Origin of the sequence: Actinoallomurus acaciae, assembly GCF_042429965.1 — a bacterium.
GTDB lineage: Bacteria > Actinomycetota > Actinomycetes > Streptosporangiales > Streptosporangiaceae > Actinoallomurus > Actinoallomurus acaciae.
Genome location: NZ_JBHLZP010000155.1, coordinates 1 through 16,352 on the forward strand (window position 1 = coordinate 1; position 16,352 = coordinate 16,352).

The following is a 16,352-nucleotide window of genomic DNA, read 5'->3' on the forward strand; positions in this document are numbered from 1 at the left end:
CGGCACCGCCGTCCGCGGCCCCGTCGGCGTCGGCGCGGCCCGAGGGAGCGGGGCACGCGTGCCTCGTCCCCCACGGCGCCGGGAATGAGCGGAGACACGGGCTGGTGAGCGTCGGTGACCGGCCCACCGGGGTCGTCGCCGTGTGGCTTCCCGGCCTGAACCAGCGGCCGTGCCGGGCGGCGCTGACACGCGGGAGCGCCGATGTGGCGCGGCGTCTCGCCAAGGACATCGGGGCGGCGCCGAAGTGGCCGTCCGGGAACTTCAACTGCCCGAACGACGACGGCGCCGGCGCGCGGCTGTACTTCCAGCGGTCCGGGTCCACGCTCGCGGACCTGGCCGACATCCGGCTCTCCGGCTGCCGGGGGGTCGACGCCCCGGGACGGTCGGCCCGCTGGATGACCGAACGGCTCTTCCACGACCTCGCGTCGATCGAGCCCGTCGCATGGCGTCCGCGGTGATGCACGTCAGCCACCGTTGACCACCAGCTTTCGCCGCGCGGCCGACGTGAGCAGCCGTCCGGCCACGAGCAGTGCCGCCGCCCAGGCGGCCTGGAAGGCGTACACGTCGAGCAGGTCGGTGCGCTTGCCGAGGAAGACGTCGGCCGGAACCTGGATCAGCGCCGCCCACGGCAGCAGGTGGGCCACCGCCCCGAGCCGGCCGGGGAAGACCACCAGCGGGACGATCAGCCCGGAGAAGAACAGCGACGTGATCATGCTGATGCCGCTCACGCCGCGGTCGTCGTGCACCCAGAACACCACGAGCGAGGTGAGGTAGCGCAGACCGAAGCTCACGAGCATGGCGAGCAGCACCGCCCCGGCGAAGGCGGCCCAGGTCGCGGGCGCGGGCCAGCGCAGCGGGAAGACGAGCCAGCCGGCGAGCAGCGGCAGCGTGCCACGCGACACCAGTGCGAACGCGGTGCGGCCGATGTCGTCGGCCAGCCACCAGCCCTGCAGGTCGGCGGGGCGGTGCAGGTCGACCGCTACGTCGCCGGTGCGGATGCGCTCGGTCAGGTCCAGGCCGCCGCCGAAGATGCGCATCGGCTCGATCATCGCCTGGCTGAGGAAGCTGAACGTGATGGCGTCGGAGACGTCGTACCCGCCGAGCGAGGGCCGGGCGTGCCACAGCGCGATCAGTACGCCCGCGCGCATGAAGCCGAAGACGGTGTTGGTGAAGGTCGCCGAGAACGCGGCGATGCGGTAGGTGCTGTGGCGCCGGAACGCGTAGGCCGCGATCCAGGCGTAAAGCCGCATCGTGTCGTTCCCCTCACTGATCGTGACCGGCCGTGCGCACCGGAGATCGCGGCGCGCGGCACCACCGGCCAACACCGTACGGGCGAGACGGCGCCGCCCGCCACACGTTTACGGCGTGGCGGGCGGCGGTGCGGACCGGCCGGTCAGCTCTGGGGCAGCGGAGGCCTGCCGGGGGAGTACAGCCACGTGTGGAAGAAGGAGCCGAGGTCCTGGTGCGCCACCTTGCTCGCGAGCGCGGTGAACTGCTCGGTGTTCCCGTTGCCGTACTTGTGCTGCTCGAACCACGTGTGCAGCAGCGTGAAGAAGGCGGGGTCGCCGATCTTCTCCCGCAGGAACTCCAGCACCATGCCGCCGCCGCTGTAGACGCGGTCGTGGAACATGGTGTCGCGCTGCGGGTCGGCGATCACGACGTTCCACCACGTGTCGGTCTCGCCGTGCTGGTTGTAGGTGGTGCGGGCCTGGTCGTGGACGGTCGCGCCGCCCTGCTTCTCGGCCCACAGCCACTGGGCGAACGTCGCGAAGCTCTCGTTGAGCCAGATGTCGTTCCAGTCCTGGACCGAGACCGCGTCACCGAACCACTGGTGCGCCAGCTCGTGCGCGATCGTGTTCGTGTTGCGCACGTCGGAGTACAGCGGGCGGGTCTGGGTCTCCAGGGAGAAGCCGATCGCCTGGCCGTTGTACGTCGCCAGGTCGGCGATCGCGCCGGTGGAGTCGAAGGCGAACCTGCCGAAGGTCTTCGACCACAGGTCCGTCGCCTCGGCGGTGGTGTCCCAGAAGAACGCCATCGGGTCCGGATGGTTCGGGTCACGTCCGACCAGCTTCGGGTCCACCGCGACCGTCTCGGGGATGCCGCCGGGCGTCTTGCCGGTCTTGAACTGCCACTGGCCGATGTCCGCGGTGGCCAGGTAGGTGGCCATCGGGTACTTCTCGTCCCAGACCCAGGTTGACTTGTCGCCGTTGGTCCGCCGGGAGACCAGGCGTCCGTTCGAGATCACCGACCGGTCCTTGGGCACCGTGACGCGGAACGTGAAGGAGGCCTTGTCGCTCGGGTGGTCGTTGCTGGGGAACCAGGTCGAGGCGGCGTTGGGCTCGTCGCCCATGAAGGCGCCGTCGTCGGTGTGCACGAACCCGTACGGGGAGCCGAACACGACCGGCGAGCCGACGATCGTCTGGGGCACGCCCCCGTACGTCACCGCCACGACGAACCGCGCGTTCTTGCGGATGCCGTGGCGCGGTGTGATCCGCAGTTCCTGGCCGTCGCGGGTGAACGTGGCGGGCCGCCCGTCGACGGTGACCTTGCCGACGTCGAGCTGCTGCAGGTCCAGGTCGAAGCGTGAGAGGTTCTGCGTGGCCCGCGCGGTCACCGAGGTGGTGCCGTCGAGCCGGTGCGTCGCCGGGTCGTAGGAGAAGGCGACGTCGTAGTGCTGGGCGTCGTAGCCTCCGTTGCCCTCCAGCGGGAAGTAGGGGTCACCGATGCCGGTGGCACCCGGGGTGAACTGGGGTCGCGTGTTCGCGAGCGCTGCTGGGGTGAGCGCGACCAGGCTTACGGTCGACGTGGCGATGGCCAGCAGCACGCGTTTTTTGCGCATGTCGGTCCCTAGATGCAGAGGATCAACCGGAAAGGGCAACTCTTACCGCCTTGTGCCCTCTGTCGGAAACTTTGACACAAAGTAGTGTTCGCCGGAAAGCGACAAAATCGAGAGGATCCCCCGGCCTGAGCCGGGGGATCCTCTCGCGACCTGGACGCCTGACCGTCAGTGAGCCCTAACGAACTGCTCCTCCTCGGTCGAGCCCTTCAGCGCGACCGTCGAGGAGTCCGGCGAGATCGCCGTGCTGACCAGGTCGAAGTAGCCGGTGCCGACCTCGCGCTGGTGCTTGGTCGCGGTGTAGCCGGATCCCTCGTCGGCGAACTCCGCCTCCTGCAGCTCCACGTAGGACGTCATGCCGTCCTCGGCGTAGCCCTTGGCGAGGTGGAACATCGAGTGGTTGAGCGAGTGGAAGCCGGCCAGCGTGATGAACTGGAACTTGTACCCCATGTGCCCCAGTTCTCGCTGGAACTTGGCGATCGTCGAATCGTCGAGGTGCTTCTTCCAGTTGAACGACGGCGAGCAGTTGTAGGCGAGCATCTGGTCCGGGTACTCCGCCTTGATCGCCTCGGCGAACTGCTGGGCGACGTCGAGGTCCGGCGTGCCGGTCTCCATCCAGAGCAGGTCGGAGTACGGCGCGTAGGCCAGGCCCCGGGCGACGCAGGACGAGAGGCCGTTGCGCACCCGGTAGAAGCCCTCGGCGGTGCGCTCGCCGGTGATGAACTCCTGGTCGCGCTCGTCCACGTCACTCGTGATCAGCGTTGCGGCCTGGGCGTCGGTCCGCGCGACGATCAGTGAGGGAACGCCGGACACGTCGGCCGCGAGGCGGGCGGCGTTCAGCGTCTTGATGTGCTGGCCGGTCGGGACGAGCACCTTGCCGCCCAGGTGGCCGCACTTCTTCTCCGAGGCGAGCTGGTCCTCCCAGTGCACGCCGGCGGCACCCGCCGCGATCATGCCCTTCATCAGCTCGAAGGCGTTCAGCACACCGCCGAAGCCGGCCTCGGCGTCGGCGACGATCGGCGCGAGCCAGTACGGCGCCCTCTCGTCGCCCTCCGCCCAGGTGATCTGGTCGGCCCGCATGAGGGCGTTGTTGATGCGGCGCACGACGGCGGGGACCGAGTTGGCCGGGTACAGGCTCTGGTCCGGGTAGGTCTGCCCGCCGAGGTTGGCGTCGGCGGCCACCTGCCAGCCGGACAGGTAGATCGCCTTCAGGCCCGCACGCACCTGCTGGACCGCCTGGTTCCCGGTCAGCGCGCCGAGCGCGTTGATGTAGTCGTCCTCCTGCAGAAGTCGCCAGAGCCGCTCGGCGCCCAGGCGGGCCAGCGTGTGCTCCTCCTGCACCGAACCACGCAGCCGGATGACGTCCTCGGCGGTGTAGTCACGATCGATGTTCGCCCAGCGCGGGTCGGTCTCCCACTGATGCTGCAGCTCCTCGGCTGCGCCCTTGAGGCGACGGTTGCTCATTTCGATGCCCTCCTATGTCGTCCCCTGGGTGCGTATGCCTCAAGTGTCGGGCCGAGGTCGGCTCTAGTGAACCAGGGAGTAACAAGAAGAACTGAGAAAATTCTGCTATTGTGAAGCCGTGACGGGCTTTCAGAAAGAAGAAACGCTGAACTTGACGAATGGTCTAGACCTCGTGACCTTTGGTCAGCGGATGCGCCATCTCCGCAAGGTTCGCGGCTTCACCCTCTCCGACCTGGGTGAACGTGTGGGCCGGGCACCCTCGCAGCTCTCACTCCTGGAGAACGGCCGGCGCGAGCCGAAGCTGTCACTGCTCCAGGCGCTCGCCACCGCCCTTGAGGTCCCGATCGAGGAACTGCTTCGCAAACAGCCTCCGAACCGGCGCGCCCAGCTCGAGATCGCGATCGAGGAGGCCCAGCGCGACCCGTTGTACCAGAGCCTGGGGCTGGCCCACCTGAAGATCGGTAAGCGGGTGCCCAACGACGTCCTCGAACACCTGCTCGCCATGTACGAGGAGGTCAAGCGGAGCCGTACCAAGCCGACCGCGAGCCCGGAGGACGCGCGGAAGGCCAACGCCGAGCTGCGGCGGCAGATGCACGACCGGGGCAACTACTTCGGCGAGATCGAGGAGATCGCCGCCAAGACCCTGGAGGCCGTCGGCTACCGGGCGGGCGCGCTCTCCCAGGGGATGCTGCTCGCGCTCGTCACCAACTTCGGCTTCTCCCTCCGCTATGTCCAGGACCTGCCGCGGTCCGTGCGGTCCGTCACCGACCTGCGCAACCGGAGGATCTACCTCGAACGCCAGCAGCTCGGCATGCACACGCCCCGCACGATCCTCCTGCAGACGCTCGGCCACATCGCCCTCGGGCACGCGGTGCCCAAGGACTTCGCCGACTTCCTCCGCCAGCGGGTCGAGGCCAACTACTACGCCGCCGCCACGCTCCTGCCCGAACGGTCGGTCGTGCCGTACCTCCAGGAGGCCAAGGCCGACCGGGAGCTGTCCATCGAGGACCTGTGCGACGTCTTCTCCGTGTCGTACGAGATGGCCGCCCACCGGTTCACCAACCTGGCCACGCACCACCTCGACCTGCCGGTCCACTTCACCAAGAACGACCAGAGCGGCACGATCTACAAGGCCTACGCCAACGACGGGCTGGTCTTCCCCTCCGACGAGCACGGCGCGATCGAGGGGCAGCGGATGTGCCGTGAGTGGGCCGGACGGCACGTCTTCAACGCCGACGACCGCTTCTCCATCTACTACCAGTACACCGACACGCCCACCGGCACGTACTGGTGCCTCTCCCACATCGACCCGAGCCACGAGAAGGAGTTCGCGATCACGCTCGGCGTGCCGTTCGAGCACTCCCGCTGGTTCCGTGGCCGCGAGACCAAGCGCCGGGTCACCTCGGCCTGCCCCGACGGCGACTGCTGCCAGCTGCCCCCGGCCGAGCTGGCCCAGCGCTGGCAGGGCTACGCCTGGCCCTCGGCCCGCGCGCACTCCCACGTGCTGTCCGTCCTGCCGCCGGGGGCGTTCCCCGGCGTCGACGAGGCGGACGTCTACGAGTTCCTCGACCAGCACGCGTCCGGATGACGTTTCGCCGGTGTGACGCCGGCGAAACGGCGGCGAAACCGTGCCAGGGCTCAATGGGCGGAAGTCGCTCAGGAAGAGGGGAGCCCCCATTGCTGCCCCAGGTCGAGGATTGGCTGCGCCGCCGTACGAGCTCCGCCGCGGACTGGCCGGTGGAGGATCTGCTCGCGGCGAAGGGCGGCACGACGGTGAGCGTCGTGCTCCCGGCCCGTGACGAACGCGAGACGGTCGGGGAGATCGTCTCGTCCATCCGCCGTGACCTCGTCGACGGCGCGCCCCTGGTGGACGAGGTGATCGTCATCGACTCGCGGTCCACCGACGACACCGCCGAGGTCGCCGCGGCCGCGGGCGCCGTCGTGGTCGCCCAGGACGACGTGCTGCCCGGGCTCCCGCCGATGTCCGGCAAGGGAGAGGCGCTCTGGAAGTCGATGCACGTCGCCCGCGGGGACCTGCTCGTCTTCGTGGACGCCGACCTGCGCGAGTTCACCTCGGCGTTCGTCGGCGGCCTGCTCGGCCCGCTGCTGGCCGACCCGTCCGTCGGTTACGTCAAGGCCTGCTACGACCGCCCGTTCGTGACGGGCGGCACGACCGTGGCCCACGGCGGCGGCCGGGTGACCGAGCTCGTCGCGCGCCCACTGATCAACATGCACTGGCCCCTGCTCGCAGGCGTCCTCCAGCCCCTCGGCGGCGAGTACGCCGGCCGCCGTTCGCTGCTCGAACGCCTGCCCTTCGTCACCGGGTACGGCGTGGAGCTCGGCCTGCTGGTCGACGTGCTGGAGTACGCCGGCCTCGACGCGATCGCCCAGGTGGACCTGGGCACCCGTGTGCACCGCCACCAGTCCGCCGAGGCGCTCGGCGGCATGTCCGGGCAGATCATGCAGACGGCCTGGTCACGGCTTGAACGTCAGGGCCGGGTCGTACGCCTCGAACCGCCGTCGACCACGCTCACGCAGTTCCGGCGCGTCGCCGACGGCCACGAGATCCGGCTCAGCGACGTGGCCGTCGGGGAGCGGCCGCCCATGATCGAGGTGGTGGACCAGCTCGGCTCGGCCGTCTGATCAGGGATTGCCCGGCGGCGAGAGGATGCCACCGAAGGTCGGGTCGGGGTTGGTGGCGCTCGGGCTCTTGCTCTGGCTCTGGCTTTGCGCCGGCGCGTTGCCGCCGTAGGCGTCCGAGGGCGGCGGGACCACGTCGTAGTGCGTCGTCGCCGTGGTCAGCGCGGACAGGTCGACGCCCGGGAGCTTGCTGAGCGGCACGCCCAGGGCGTTGAGCGGCTTGAGCAGGGCCTCGCACTGCTTGGGCGGTGCGCCGAGGGAGTAGGCCAGCGAGCACAGCCACATGGCGATGTTCTGCGACTGCTGCAGGTTGAGGCGCGCGTGCAGCGTGCCGTCCTGCGGGTCGTAGACGTTGTTCGCGTTGGCGGCGGCCACCGGCGCCTTGTCCAGGAACTGCTGCAGCGCGGCCTTCTCCTTGACCAGCACCCCGGTGATCTGCGCGAGCCCCTGGACGTTCGCGGCGATCTCGGTCTTGTTCTGCTTGACGAAGCCCGCGACCTCCCGCAGCGCCACCGAGAGGCTGCTGATCGCCGCCCGCAGCTCGGCCTTCTCACCGTTGAGGGTGCTCGACACCGAGGCGAGGTTCTGGGAGAAGGAGCGGATCTGACGATCGCTCGCGGCCATCGCCTGGGTGATCTTGGCGAGGTTCTGTACGGTCTGGGTGGCGTTGCCGCGGTTGTCGGACAGGATCCGGCTGACGTCGGACAGGTCCTGAAGGGTCTGCTTGAAGTTCTCGCCCTGCCCGTCGAGGGTCTCCGCGCTCGACTTGAGCAACCGGGACAGCGAGCCGTTGGCGTTGGCGCCCTGCGGGCCGAGGGCCTTGGTCAGCTCGTTGACCGCCTGGTTGGCGTCGTCCAGCTCGACCGGCACGGCCGTGCTCGACAGCGAGAGCGTCGCGCCGTCCTTGAGCGCCGCGCCGCCGCGGTAGACCGGGGTGAACTGGATGTAGCGGTCGGCGACCAGCGACGGCACGATGATCACGGCCTGGGCGGTGGCCGGCACCTTGCGCTTGGCGTCGTAGGTCATCTTGACCTCGACCATGTTGCCCTTGGGCGTGACCTTGGTGACCTTGCCGACCTTCACCCCGAGAACGCGGACCTCGGTGCCGGGGTAGACACCCGTGGCACGTTCGAAGTAGGCGGTGACGTGGGTCTGCGGCCCGCCGGGCCACAGTATGGCCACGAGCGAGGCGGCCACGATGACGACGAGCAGAAGAGCGCCGTACGCGAGTACGGGAGTGCGGGCATTCCGGCGGCGGCCGGAGCGGAGCAGACCCACGCAAGCTCCCATTCTTCTGGAGTGACCTGGGCGGAGCGCGCAATAAGTTACCTCGTACCGCACGCCCGGGGTATCGGTTGTTACAGCCTCGTGACTCCTTATGGATGAGTCAACGGTTCTTTTGGCGCGTCTGTGACACTGGCCACGATGTTACCGGCGGTAACGCCGTCGGGTCTACGCTTAAGAGACACCGAGTCCAATAGTCCGGCCTTTGGCCGCCCCGAGACGGAGGAAACATGTCGGACGACGGCGCCCCGGCCTTCTCGCTCGAATTGCCCGAGGACATCCAGCAGGTCAAGGAGTGGGTGCACGAGTTCGCCAAGGACGTCATCCGGCCCGCGGGCGAGGAGTGGGACGAGCGGGAGGAGACGCCGTGGCCGATCCTCCAGGAGGCCGCCAAGATCGGCCTGTACTCGCTCGACTTCTTCGCCCAGCAGTGGTTCGAGGAGTCCGGTCTCGGCATCCCGGTCGCGTTCGAGGAGCTCTTCTGGGGAGACGCGGGCATCGGCCTGTCGCTCGTCGGCTCCGGCCTGGCGGCCGTGTCGGTCGCGGCCACCGGCACGCCCGAGCAGACGGGGGAGTGGGTGCCCCAGATGTTCGGGACGCCGGACGACGTCAAGCTCGGCGCCTTCTGCGCCTCCGAGCCCGACGCCGGCTCCGACGTCGGCTCGATCCGTACCCGCGCGGAGTACGACGAGGCCAAGGACGAGTGGGTGATCAACGGCACCAAGACCTGGGCCACGAACGGCGGCATCGCGAACGTGCACGTCGTCGTCGCGTCGGTCGACCCGTCGCTCGGAACGCGCGGCCAGGCGAGCTTCATCGTCCCGCCCGGCACGCCCGGCCTGTCGCAGGGCCAGAAGTTCCGCAAGCACGGCATCCGCGCCTCCCACACCGCCGAGGTCATCCTGGACGGCGTGCGCGTGCCGGGCTCGTGCCTCGTCGGCGGCAAGGAGAAGCTCGACGAACGCCTCGCCCGGGTGCGCGAGGGCAAGCGCGCGGCCGGCCAGGCGGCGATGCGCACGTTCGAGGCCTCCCGCCCGACCGTCGGCGCCATGGCCGTCGGCATCGCCCGCGCGGCGTACGAGTACGCCCTGGACTACGCGCGCGACCGCGAGCAGTTCGGCCGCAGGATCGGTGACTTCCAGGCGATCGCCTTCAAGCTGGCCGACATGAAGACGTCGATCGACGCCGCCCGCCTGCTGGTCTGGCGCGCCGCCTGGATGGCCCGCAACGGCAAGGACTTCGGCAGCGCGGAGGGCTCGATGGCCAAGCTGTACGCGGGCGAGACGGCGGTGAAGGTGACCGAGGAGGCCATCCAGATCCTCGGCGGCAACGGCTACACCCGCGACTACCCGGTCGAGCGCTGGCACCGCGACAGCAAGATCTTCACCATCTTCGAGGGCACGTCGGAGATTCAGCGCCTCGTCATCGGCCGTACGGTCACGGGCCTACCGGTTCGGTAGCGTCTCCGGAGAGGGAGCAGCCGGGGTACGGCTCGCTTCATCGGTGCTCGTCCACGGCCGGTGAACCTTCCTCCGGTACTACGCCACCGGGCGTCCGCGTGGCCCCGGTGACGGCGCGGGTGTCCGGGCCGAAGTAGTGGGCCGGGGTGTGGCCGGTGACCCGGCGGAACGCGGCGACGAAGGCGCTGGCCGTGGCGTAGCCGACGAGTTCGGCGACGCGGCCGACGCGCTGCCCTTCGGCGAGGTGACCGATGGCGACCTGCAGCCGGGCGTGGACGCGCCACTGGCTGAAGGTCATGCCGGTCTCGGCCGCGAAGACGCGCAGCAGCGTGCGCGGGCTGGACCGTACCCGGGCCGCGAGCTCCTCCAGGCTTCTCTGGTCGGCGGGGTCGGCCAGGAGGATGTCGGCGACCTCGCGGGCGCGCCGGTCGGTGGGGATCGGCAACTCGATGGTCGCCCTGCCGACCGGCCTGAGGACATCGAGGAGGACGGCCTCGGCGCGCACGCGCGGCGCCTCGTCGAGATCTCCGGTGAGGTATCCGATCAGATGGCCGGCGAAGGGGGAGACCGCCAGCACCGTCGGCTCGTCCCAGGCCAACCCGCATCTGGCGGGGTCGAGATAGATTCCTTGCAGCACCGTGTCGCGCTGCGCCGCCGTGACATGCCACACCCCCGCCGGGATCCACAGGGCGAGGTTCGGCGGCAGGACCCAGCATCGGTCGTCGACGCCGACCATGAGCACACCGGTGCTCGCCCATGCCAGCTGATGGACGTCGTGGGCGTGCCTGTTGAACGCCTGACCGCGGAGCATCTCGAATCGCTCCAGCCCGATCGCGCTTTCCGCCGCCACTGTCCCTCCTCGCGTCTTCCTGGTCTCCGCGGATGCTGCCGGGGCCCGGAAGGCGGCGTTCCCAGGGCCGATGGCGGGTATGCGACAAAGATTGGCGCGCTAGTCACTTTACGTCACAAGTGAGGCATCCCTAACGTGGCGTGGGTGACTTCGTCCGCTCCGCCCGATTCCCGTTCTCCCTCAGACGTCACCGCGCGGGGCGTGGCCACCGGCGCCGCCGATCCGGAGCCTCCGGCCTCCGCACGGGCACTGCTCTGGCGGGCGCTGCGGACACGGCGCCGTGACCTGGTCGCCGCCTCGGTCCTGTACAGCACCCACCAACTGGGTGAGTCGATGGTGCCGGTGATCATCGGCGCCGCCATCAGCCGGATGGCCGACCACGGCTCCGGCGCCTCGATCGCCCTGTGGCTGGGCGTGCTGGCCGCGGACTTCCTGTTCCTGTCGACGTCGTACCGGTTCGGCGCACGGGCGAGCATGCGCGCCAAGCAGCACACGGGTCATCAGGTGCGGATGTGGCTCACCGATCGAGTCGTCGGACCCGCCGGCGGGGTGAGCCATCCGCCGGGTGACCTGCTCAGCCGGGCCGCCAGCGACGCGAACCGGGTGGGCGCCTACGCCGGCATGGTCGCCATGGCGGTCTCCGCGGCGGCGGTGCTGATCACCTCGACCGTGCTGTTGCTGTGGTACTCGCCGATCCTGGGAGTGATCATCATCGGGGGCACGATCGTGCTCCTGATCGCGCAGAACCGGGTGTCGCGGCTGTTGCGGCGCCGCAGCGACGTCGAGCAGTACCGGCGGGCGCGGGCGAGCGTGCTGGCCGAGGACCTGGTCCGCGGACTGCGCGTGCTGAAGGGGATCGGCGCACAGCGCAACGCCGCGGGGGAGTACGACCGCGCCAGCCAGGCCGCGGTCGGGGCCTCCCTGCGGGCGACGTCCTCCGAAGCGACGCTGTCCGCGGTCGGGGCGATCTTCACCGGCCTGTACCTCACCGTGATCGCCGGTGTCGGCGGCTGGCTCGCGCTCCACGGGCGTCTCGGCCTGGGGCCGCTGGTGTCGGCGTTGGGGCTGGCGCAGTTCGTCATCGGCCCGATGCAGAAGGTCTCGGGCGCCAGCGCCGCGTACGCCCGCGCTCTCGCGTCGGCCGAACGCATCCGTGAGATCCTCGTCGCCGAGCCCGCGGTCACCACGCCCGGTGTCCCCGATTCCGGCACGGGCTCCGGCACGGGCCCGGCGCCCTGGCACGGCGCCGGCGAGATCCGGTTCGATCGGACCCGGCTGAGTCCCACGGTGGCGATCACCATGACCGTTCCGGCGGGCGGCATGACCGGTGTGGTCTGCGGCGATCCCGTCGCGGCCACCCAGCTCCCGCTGCTCCTGGCGCGCGAGCGCGACCCCGAGGACGGCCGGATCCTGCTCGACGGCACTCCGCTGCCGCGCCTCCCCCTGGAAGAGCTCCGGCGTGCCGTCGTCGTCTCCTACCACGACGCCGTCCTGCTGCCCGGCGGCATCGCCGACAACCTGACCGTCCTCGCCGGGAACACCGCACCGGCCGCCGGCGAGAGGCGGTCCGAGCTCACCCCGGCGGTACGGCGCGCGGCGTGGGCGGCCTACGCCGACCAGGTGATCGACAGCGCGCCGAACGGCGCGACCACCTCGGTCGGCGATCGCGGCGAAACGCTCTCCGGCGGGCAGCAGCAGCGGGTCGCGATCGCCCGCGCCCTGGCCCTCGACGCCCCGGTGCTGGTGCTGCACGATCCGACGACCGCCGTCGACGCCGCGACCGAGGACAGCATCGCCGCGCGGGTGCGGGAGGCGCGGACCGGACGCACCACGCTCGTGATCACGACCAGTCCGGCATGGCTGTCCCGCTGCGATCGCGTCCTGTTCCTCGATCCCCGGCCGACCGGCGCCCGCGGACCCGGTGAGAGCCGGGAACCCGCGGATCCGGACACCCCTGCCGGCGGCGTCTGGGCGGAGGGGCTGCACTCCGCGTTCCTCGCCCGCAGCGCGGCGTACCGTGCGGTGGTGGCACGATGACCGGAGCCACCACCGACGCGTCCCCCGCCGGCGGTTCCGGATCGCGGTCCGCGGGCCGGGTGCTGCTGCCGGTCGCGACGGGCCGGCAGGTCCGCGCCTATCTCCGCCGGGTGATGCGGGGACGGCGGCCGTTGCTGTGCGCGACGGCCGTGACAATGATCGCCGAGAGTCTTCTGGGGCTCGTGGGGCCGGTCGCGATCGGCTGGATCACCCAGGCCATCGCCGACCATCGCGGCGTGGGCGTGCTGGTCGGTCCCGTCGTCCTGCTCGCCACGTCCACCGTCGCCGGTGCCGCCGCCGGCTGGGGCTCCACGGTCCTGCTCGCGCGGACCGTCCTGCCCGCGGTGGCCCGGCTGCGCGAGGAGACGGTGGCCGCCGCGGTGGAGCTGCCCATCGACGTCGTGGAGGCGGGCGGGGCCGGTGATCTGGTCTCGCGGGTCTCCGGCGACGCCGAGCTCGTCTCCGACGCCGCATCGGACGCCCTGGGCAGCTTCATCGGCTCCGGCCTGGCGATCCTGGCGGCGCTGGCCGGTCTCGCGGCCCTGGACTGGCGCTTCGCCCTCGCCGGCCTTCTCGCCGTCCCGATCCAGGCTCACACGCTGCGCTGGTATCTGCGTACCTCGCGGCCGATCTATGCCGGAGGCCGCGTCGCGGACGGCCGTCGCGCCTCCGCGCTGCTCACCGGCTTCACCGCGCTTTCCACCCTGCGGGCATTGCGGCTCGGCGCCTCCCAGCGTGATCGCGTCGAGGCCGCCTCCGCCGAGTCGATGGACTACGAGTTCCGGGCCGTTCGCGCGGCGACCCGGTTCTACGGCCGCCTCAACCTGGCCGAGTTCGTCGGTCTCGGCGCGATCCTTTTGGTCGCCTACTTCCTCGTCCGCGCCGAGCTGGTGAGTCTCGGTGCAGCCACGACCGCCGCGCTCTTCTTCGCGGGCCTCTTCGGTCCCATCAACATCGTCCTCGGTGTCTTCGACGGCATCCAGCAGGCCGGCGCCGGCCTGGCGCGCCTCGTCGGCATCACCACCCTCACCGGCGCCCGGGACGCAGGTCGGCCGGCGCCCGGCCCGATCGGGACCGCGGCGAGCCTGACGGCCGAGAACGTGTCCTTCGGCTACGGGGAGGGGCCCGATGTCGTACGGGACATCTCCCTCCGGCTCGAACCCGGCCGCCAGATAGCGGTCGTCGGCACGACGGGATCGGGCAAGTCGACACTGGCGTCCCTGCTCGCCGGTCTACGCCGGCCGCGTACCGGCACCGCCGCCCTCGACGGCGTCTTTCTGGAGTACATCGACCTGCCCCAGCACCACGTCGCGCTGGTGACCCAGGAGACCCATGTCTTCGCCGGCACGATCGCCGACAACCTCCGCCTCGCGCGGCCCGAGGCCACGCGGGAGGCGATCGACGACGCTCTTCACGCCGTCGGCGCCCACGACTGGGTCGAGGCTCTCCCCGACGGGATCGAGACCCCCGTCGGCGGCGGCGGGCGCCCGCTCACCGCGAGCCAGGCCCAGCAACTGGCCCTGGCGCGACTGTGGCTGCTGGACCCGCCCATCGTGATCCTGGACGAGGCCACCGCCGAAGCGGGCAGCGACACCGCCCGCGCCCTCGATCACGCCGCCCGTCAGGTCACGCGGGGACGGTCCTCCGTCGTGATCGCGCACCGGCTCGGCCAGGCCGCCCACGCCGACATCGTCATCGTCATGGAGAACGGCCGGGTCGGCGAACGGGGCGGCCACGAGGAACTGCGGGCGGCAGGGGGCGTCTACGCGACCCTGTGGGCGGCGTGGTCGCAGGCGTCGTCGGGGCCGGCCTGAGGGGGAACGGGCTGTGTCGTTCCTTGATGCCGGGCCTCGGTGGACCGCGTCCTTCGCCCGGCGGCTCGTTCGCCGGGCTATTCGGGGGCGAGCGCGGCGATGCCGTCGATGATGACGTCGAGCTTGCGGGAGAACCAGTCGGCGGGTCGATAGGTGACGATGCGGGTGAGGGGGGCGCGCAGGCGCGGGTCCAGGTCGGGCAGCGCGTCCTTGAGCATGGCGCGTCGTAGCCCGGCGGCCTGTTCGGGGTCTTTGGCGGCTTCGCCCTGCCGCTGGCCGGCCATGAAGAACATGAGGATCTGTTCGTGCACGATGTCGTGGGCGAGTATCGCCTCCTGCCCGCCGAACCCGTGGTCGAGCAGGGCTGTGACGGTGCGGTGGCTGACCGCGCCGTAGGCCGCGGACTTGATGCGGAGCGAGCTGATCTGCGCCGCGAGGCCGGGATGCCGCTCCAGCAGGTGGAACGTCGCCCAGGCGTACTCGCTCAGGACGTTCCGCCAGTCGCCCGCGGGGGTGGGCCAGGTCGTCTCGGTCACCGCCGAGTCCACGGCGGCGGTGATCAGTTCGTCGCGGTTGGCGAAGTAGCGGTAGAGGGTCGAGTGCTTGATCCCGAGATGTTCGGCGACGGCCGTCATGGTGATGGCGTCGAAGCCGACCTCGACCGCCGCCCGCACGATCGACTGCCGGTCGACCAGCGGCGGGCGGCCGACGCGAGGGGTGCGCGGCCGGCCAGAGGCGGCGCGGTTCGGTCCGGTGGCCATGCCCATATCCTCCCGTACTCTTCGCGCTGCCGACGCCCGCGACGAGTACGGACGTGGGCTTCGCGACAGGCTGTTGCTAACAAGGTTGGTTAGCCATACCTTAGTTAGCCGATGCGATGTCCGTGATGAACGGAAATATCGCCCACCTCGGCCGTTCGTACCGATCAAGGAGTGTTCATGCCGTCGATCCAGGAGGAACTGCGCAGGCGGACTCGCCGGACGCGGCCTCAGGTACGGGTCCGCCTCGCACACGTGGTGCGGATCACCGAGCCGGCGCCGCGGCTGCGGCGCATCACCCTGGGCGGCGAGGACCTGGACGGCATCGAGGGAGGGCTGCCGGCCGACGCGTGGAAGCTCATGCTTCCGCCGCCCGGCCGCAGCCGTCCGGACCTGCCGACGGTCGGGCCCGACGGCGTGCCCGCGTACGCCGAGGGCGCGGTGCCGCCGACCTTGCGTGCCTACACCGTCCGCCGTTTCGATCCGGCCGCATGTGAGATGGACGTGGACGTCCTCATGCACGGCGCGGGACCGGGCCCGGTCTGGGCGGCGGGCGTAGGTCTGGGGGATGAGGTGGGGCTTGCCGGGCCTCGCCATGAGTTTTATGCGTCGCCGGAGGCGGCCTGGCATCTGCTCGCGGGTGATGACAGTGCGCTTCCGGCCATCGCGACGATCTTGGAGTCCCTGCCTGAGGGTAGTCGCGTGACCGCGTTCATCGAGGTCCAGGACGATCGCGACGTGCTCGACATCGCCGCCTCTGCGGACGCCGAGATCGTCTGGCTGACCCGCGACGGCGCCGCGCCGGGCGGGAGTGGCCTGCTGGAGAAGGCCGTACGGGGGCTGGACCGCCCGTTCGAGGGTGCGCAGGCGTGGGTGGCGGCCGAAGCCGAGGTGGTACGCACTCTGCGCCGTCACCTGCTGGATGACCGTGGTCTGGCGCGTCCGGCGCTCAAGGCGGCCGCGTACTGGAAGGCGGGACGGACCAGCGACGAGCGTGACCAGGAGGTCATGGCCGCCTTCCAGGCAGCGGTCGCCGCAGGCGCGGACCCGGACGACCCGGCCATCACCCTCGAAGCCGACCTGGCGTAGCCGTCGCGGGCGTGGGTCCGGGCGGCCGGGCGGTCATTCTCGAGGCCGACCTGGCGTAGCCGCCTCGCCTGCGGGCGGGGATCCGGGCGGCCGGGCCGCCGATCTGGCGTAGCCGTCGTG

General features: G+C 70.7%; 13 protein-coding genes. 7 read left to right on the top strand and 6 right to left on the bottom strand.

What is annotated here, in order from left to right; genetic code table 11:
- Positions 1-458: hypothetical protein (locus tag ACFFNX_RS21195; protein WP_378204814.1), on the top strand; the 458-nt coding region annotated here is incomplete at its 5' end.
- A 6-nt stretch (positions 459-464) separates the two neighbouring features.
- On the opposite strand, the gene ACFFNX_RS21200 is transcribed toward ACFFNX_RS21195, so the two are convergent.
- From ACFFNX_RS21200 to aceA, 3 genes are all read right to left on the bottom strand, one after another.
- Positions 465-1,250 carry an ABC transporter permease gene (locus ACFFNX_RS21200; RefSeq protein ID WP_378204817.1) on the bottom strand — a complete coding sequence of 262 codons (786 nt, stop codon included), beginning with the start codon at positions 1,248-1,250 and terminating at the stop codon, positions 465-467.
- Positions 1,251-1,393: 143 nt separating this feature from the next.
- Positions 1,394-2,839 carry a M1 family metallopeptidase gene (locus tag ACFFNX_RS21205; protein ID WP_378204820.1) on the bottom strand — a complete coding sequence of 482 codons (1,446 nt, stop codon included), beginning with the start codon at positions 2,837-2,839 and terminating at the stop codon, positions 1,394-1,396.
- Between the two features lie 165 nt (positions 2,840-3,004).
- On the bottom strand, positions 3,005-4,300 hold the full coding sequence (gene aceA / locus ACFFNX_RS21210) for an isocitrate lyase (protein ID WP_378204822.1): 1,296 nt from the start codon (positions 4,298-4,300) through the stop codon (positions 3,005-3,007).
- Between the two features lie 151 nt (positions 4,301-4,451).
- Between aceA and ACFFNX_RS21215 the strand changes: the two genes are divergently transcribed.
- The gene (locus tag ACFFNX_RS21215; RefSeq protein ID WP_378204825.1) at positions 4,452-5,888 is read left to right on the top strand and encodes a helix-turn-helix domain-containing protein; all 1,437 of its coding nucleotides are present in this window, start codon (positions 4,452-4,454) and stop codon (positions 5,886-5,888) included.
- Positions 5,889-5,977: 89 nt separating this feature from the next.
- Positions 5,978-6,943: a glucosyl-3-phosphoglycerate synthase gene (locus ACFFNX_RS21220; protein ID WP_378204828.1), complete on the top strand. Its 966-nt coding sequence runs from the start codon at positions 5,978-5,980 to the stop codon at positions 6,941-6,943.
- Here the strand turns inward: ACFFNX_RS21220 and ACFFNX_RS21225 are convergent, their stop codons facing one another.
- Complete coding sequence (locus ACFFNX_RS21225; RefSeq protein WP_378204831.1) at positions 6,944-8,218, bottom strand: MCE family protein; 1,275 nt, start codon at positions 8,216-8,218, stop codon at positions 6,944-6,946. It abuts the gene before it with no gap.
- Between the two features lie 236 nt (positions 8,219-8,454).
- Between ACFFNX_RS21225 and ACFFNX_RS21230 the strand changes: the two genes are divergently transcribed.
- Positions 8,455-9,684 carry an acyl-CoA dehydrogenase family protein gene (locus ACFFNX_RS21230; RefSeq protein ID WP_378204834.1) on the top strand — a complete coding sequence of 410 codons (1,230 nt, stop codon included), beginning with the start codon at positions 8,455-8,457 and terminating at the stop codon, positions 9,682-9,684.
- A 37-nt stretch (positions 9,685-9,721) separates the two neighbouring features.
- Here ACFFNX_RS21230 and ACFFNX_RS21235 read toward each other — a convergent pair whose 3' ends face one another.
- Positions 9,722-10,534: an AraC family transcriptional regulator gene (locus ACFFNX_RS21235; protein ID WP_378204837.1), complete on the bottom strand. Its 813-nt coding sequence runs from the start codon at positions 10,532-10,534 to the stop codon at positions 9,722-9,724.
- 201 nt (positions 10,535-10,735) lie between these two features.
- Between ACFFNX_RS21235 and ACFFNX_RS21240 the strand changes: the two genes are divergently transcribed.
- Entirely contained in the window at positions 10,736-12,571 is a 1,836-nt protein-coding gene (locus tag ACFFNX_RS21240) for an ABC transporter ATP-binding protein (RefSeq protein WP_378204840.1), read from the top strand.
- Positions 12,568-14,385 carry an ABC transporter ATP-binding protein gene (locus ACFFNX_RS21245; RefSeq protein WP_378204844.1) on the top strand — a complete coding sequence of 606 codons (1,818 nt, stop codon included), beginning with the start codon at positions 12,568-12,570 and terminating at the stop codon, positions 14,383-14,385. Before ACFFNX_RS21240 ends, ACFFNX_RS21245 begins: the two co-directional genes overlap by 4 nt.
- Before the next feature lie 77 nt (positions 14,386-14,462).
- On the opposite strand, the gene ACFFNX_RS21250 is transcribed toward ACFFNX_RS21245, so the two are convergent.
- Complete coding sequence (locus ACFFNX_RS21250; protein WP_378204847.1) at positions 14,463-15,146, bottom strand: TetR/AcrR family transcriptional regulator; 684 nt, start codon at positions 15,144-15,146, stop codon at positions 14,463-14,465.
- Positions 15,147-15,323: 177 nt separating this feature from the next.
- Between ACFFNX_RS21250 and ACFFNX_RS21255 the strand changes: the two genes are divergently transcribed.
- Positions 15,324-16,232 (top strand): siderophore-interacting protein, encoded by a 909-nt coding sequence (locus ACFFNX_RS21255; protein WP_378204849.1) that lies wholly within the window; start codon positions 15,324-15,326, stop codon positions 16,230-16,232.
- Positions 16,233-16,352: the final 120 nt, after the last annotated feature.

Bases quoted from the DNA above. Each gene is read 5' to 3' on its own strand.
- ACFFNX_RS21230 (WP_378204834.1), top strand. From the start codon at position 8,455: ATGTCGGACGACGGCGCCCCGGCCTTCTCGCTCGAATTGCCCGAGGAC.
- aceA (WP_378204822.1), bottom strand. From the start codon at position 4,300: ATGAGCAACCGTCGCCTCAAGGGCGCAGCCGAGGAGCTGCAGCATCAG.
- ACFFNX_RS21245 (WP_378204844.1), top strand. From the start codon at position 12,568: ATGACCGGAGCCACCACCGACGCGTCCCCCGCCGGCGGTTCCGGATCG.
- ACFFNX_RS21205 (WP_378204820.1), bottom strand. From the start codon at position 2,839: ATGCGCAAAAAACGCGTGCTGCTGGCCATCGCCACGTCGACCGTAAGC.
- ACFFNX_RS21255 (WP_378204849.1), top strand. From the start codon at position 15,324: ATGCCGTCGATCCAGGAGGAACTGCGCAGGCGGACTCGCCGGACGCGG.
- ACFFNX_RS21200 (WP_378204817.1), bottom strand. From the start codon at position 1,250: ATGCGGCTTTACGCCTGGATCGCGGCCTACGCGTTCCGGCGCCACAGC.
- ACFFNX_RS21250 (WP_378204847.1), bottom strand. From the start codon at position 15,146: ATGGCCACCGGACCGAACCGCGCCGCCTCTGGCCGGCCGCGCACCCCT.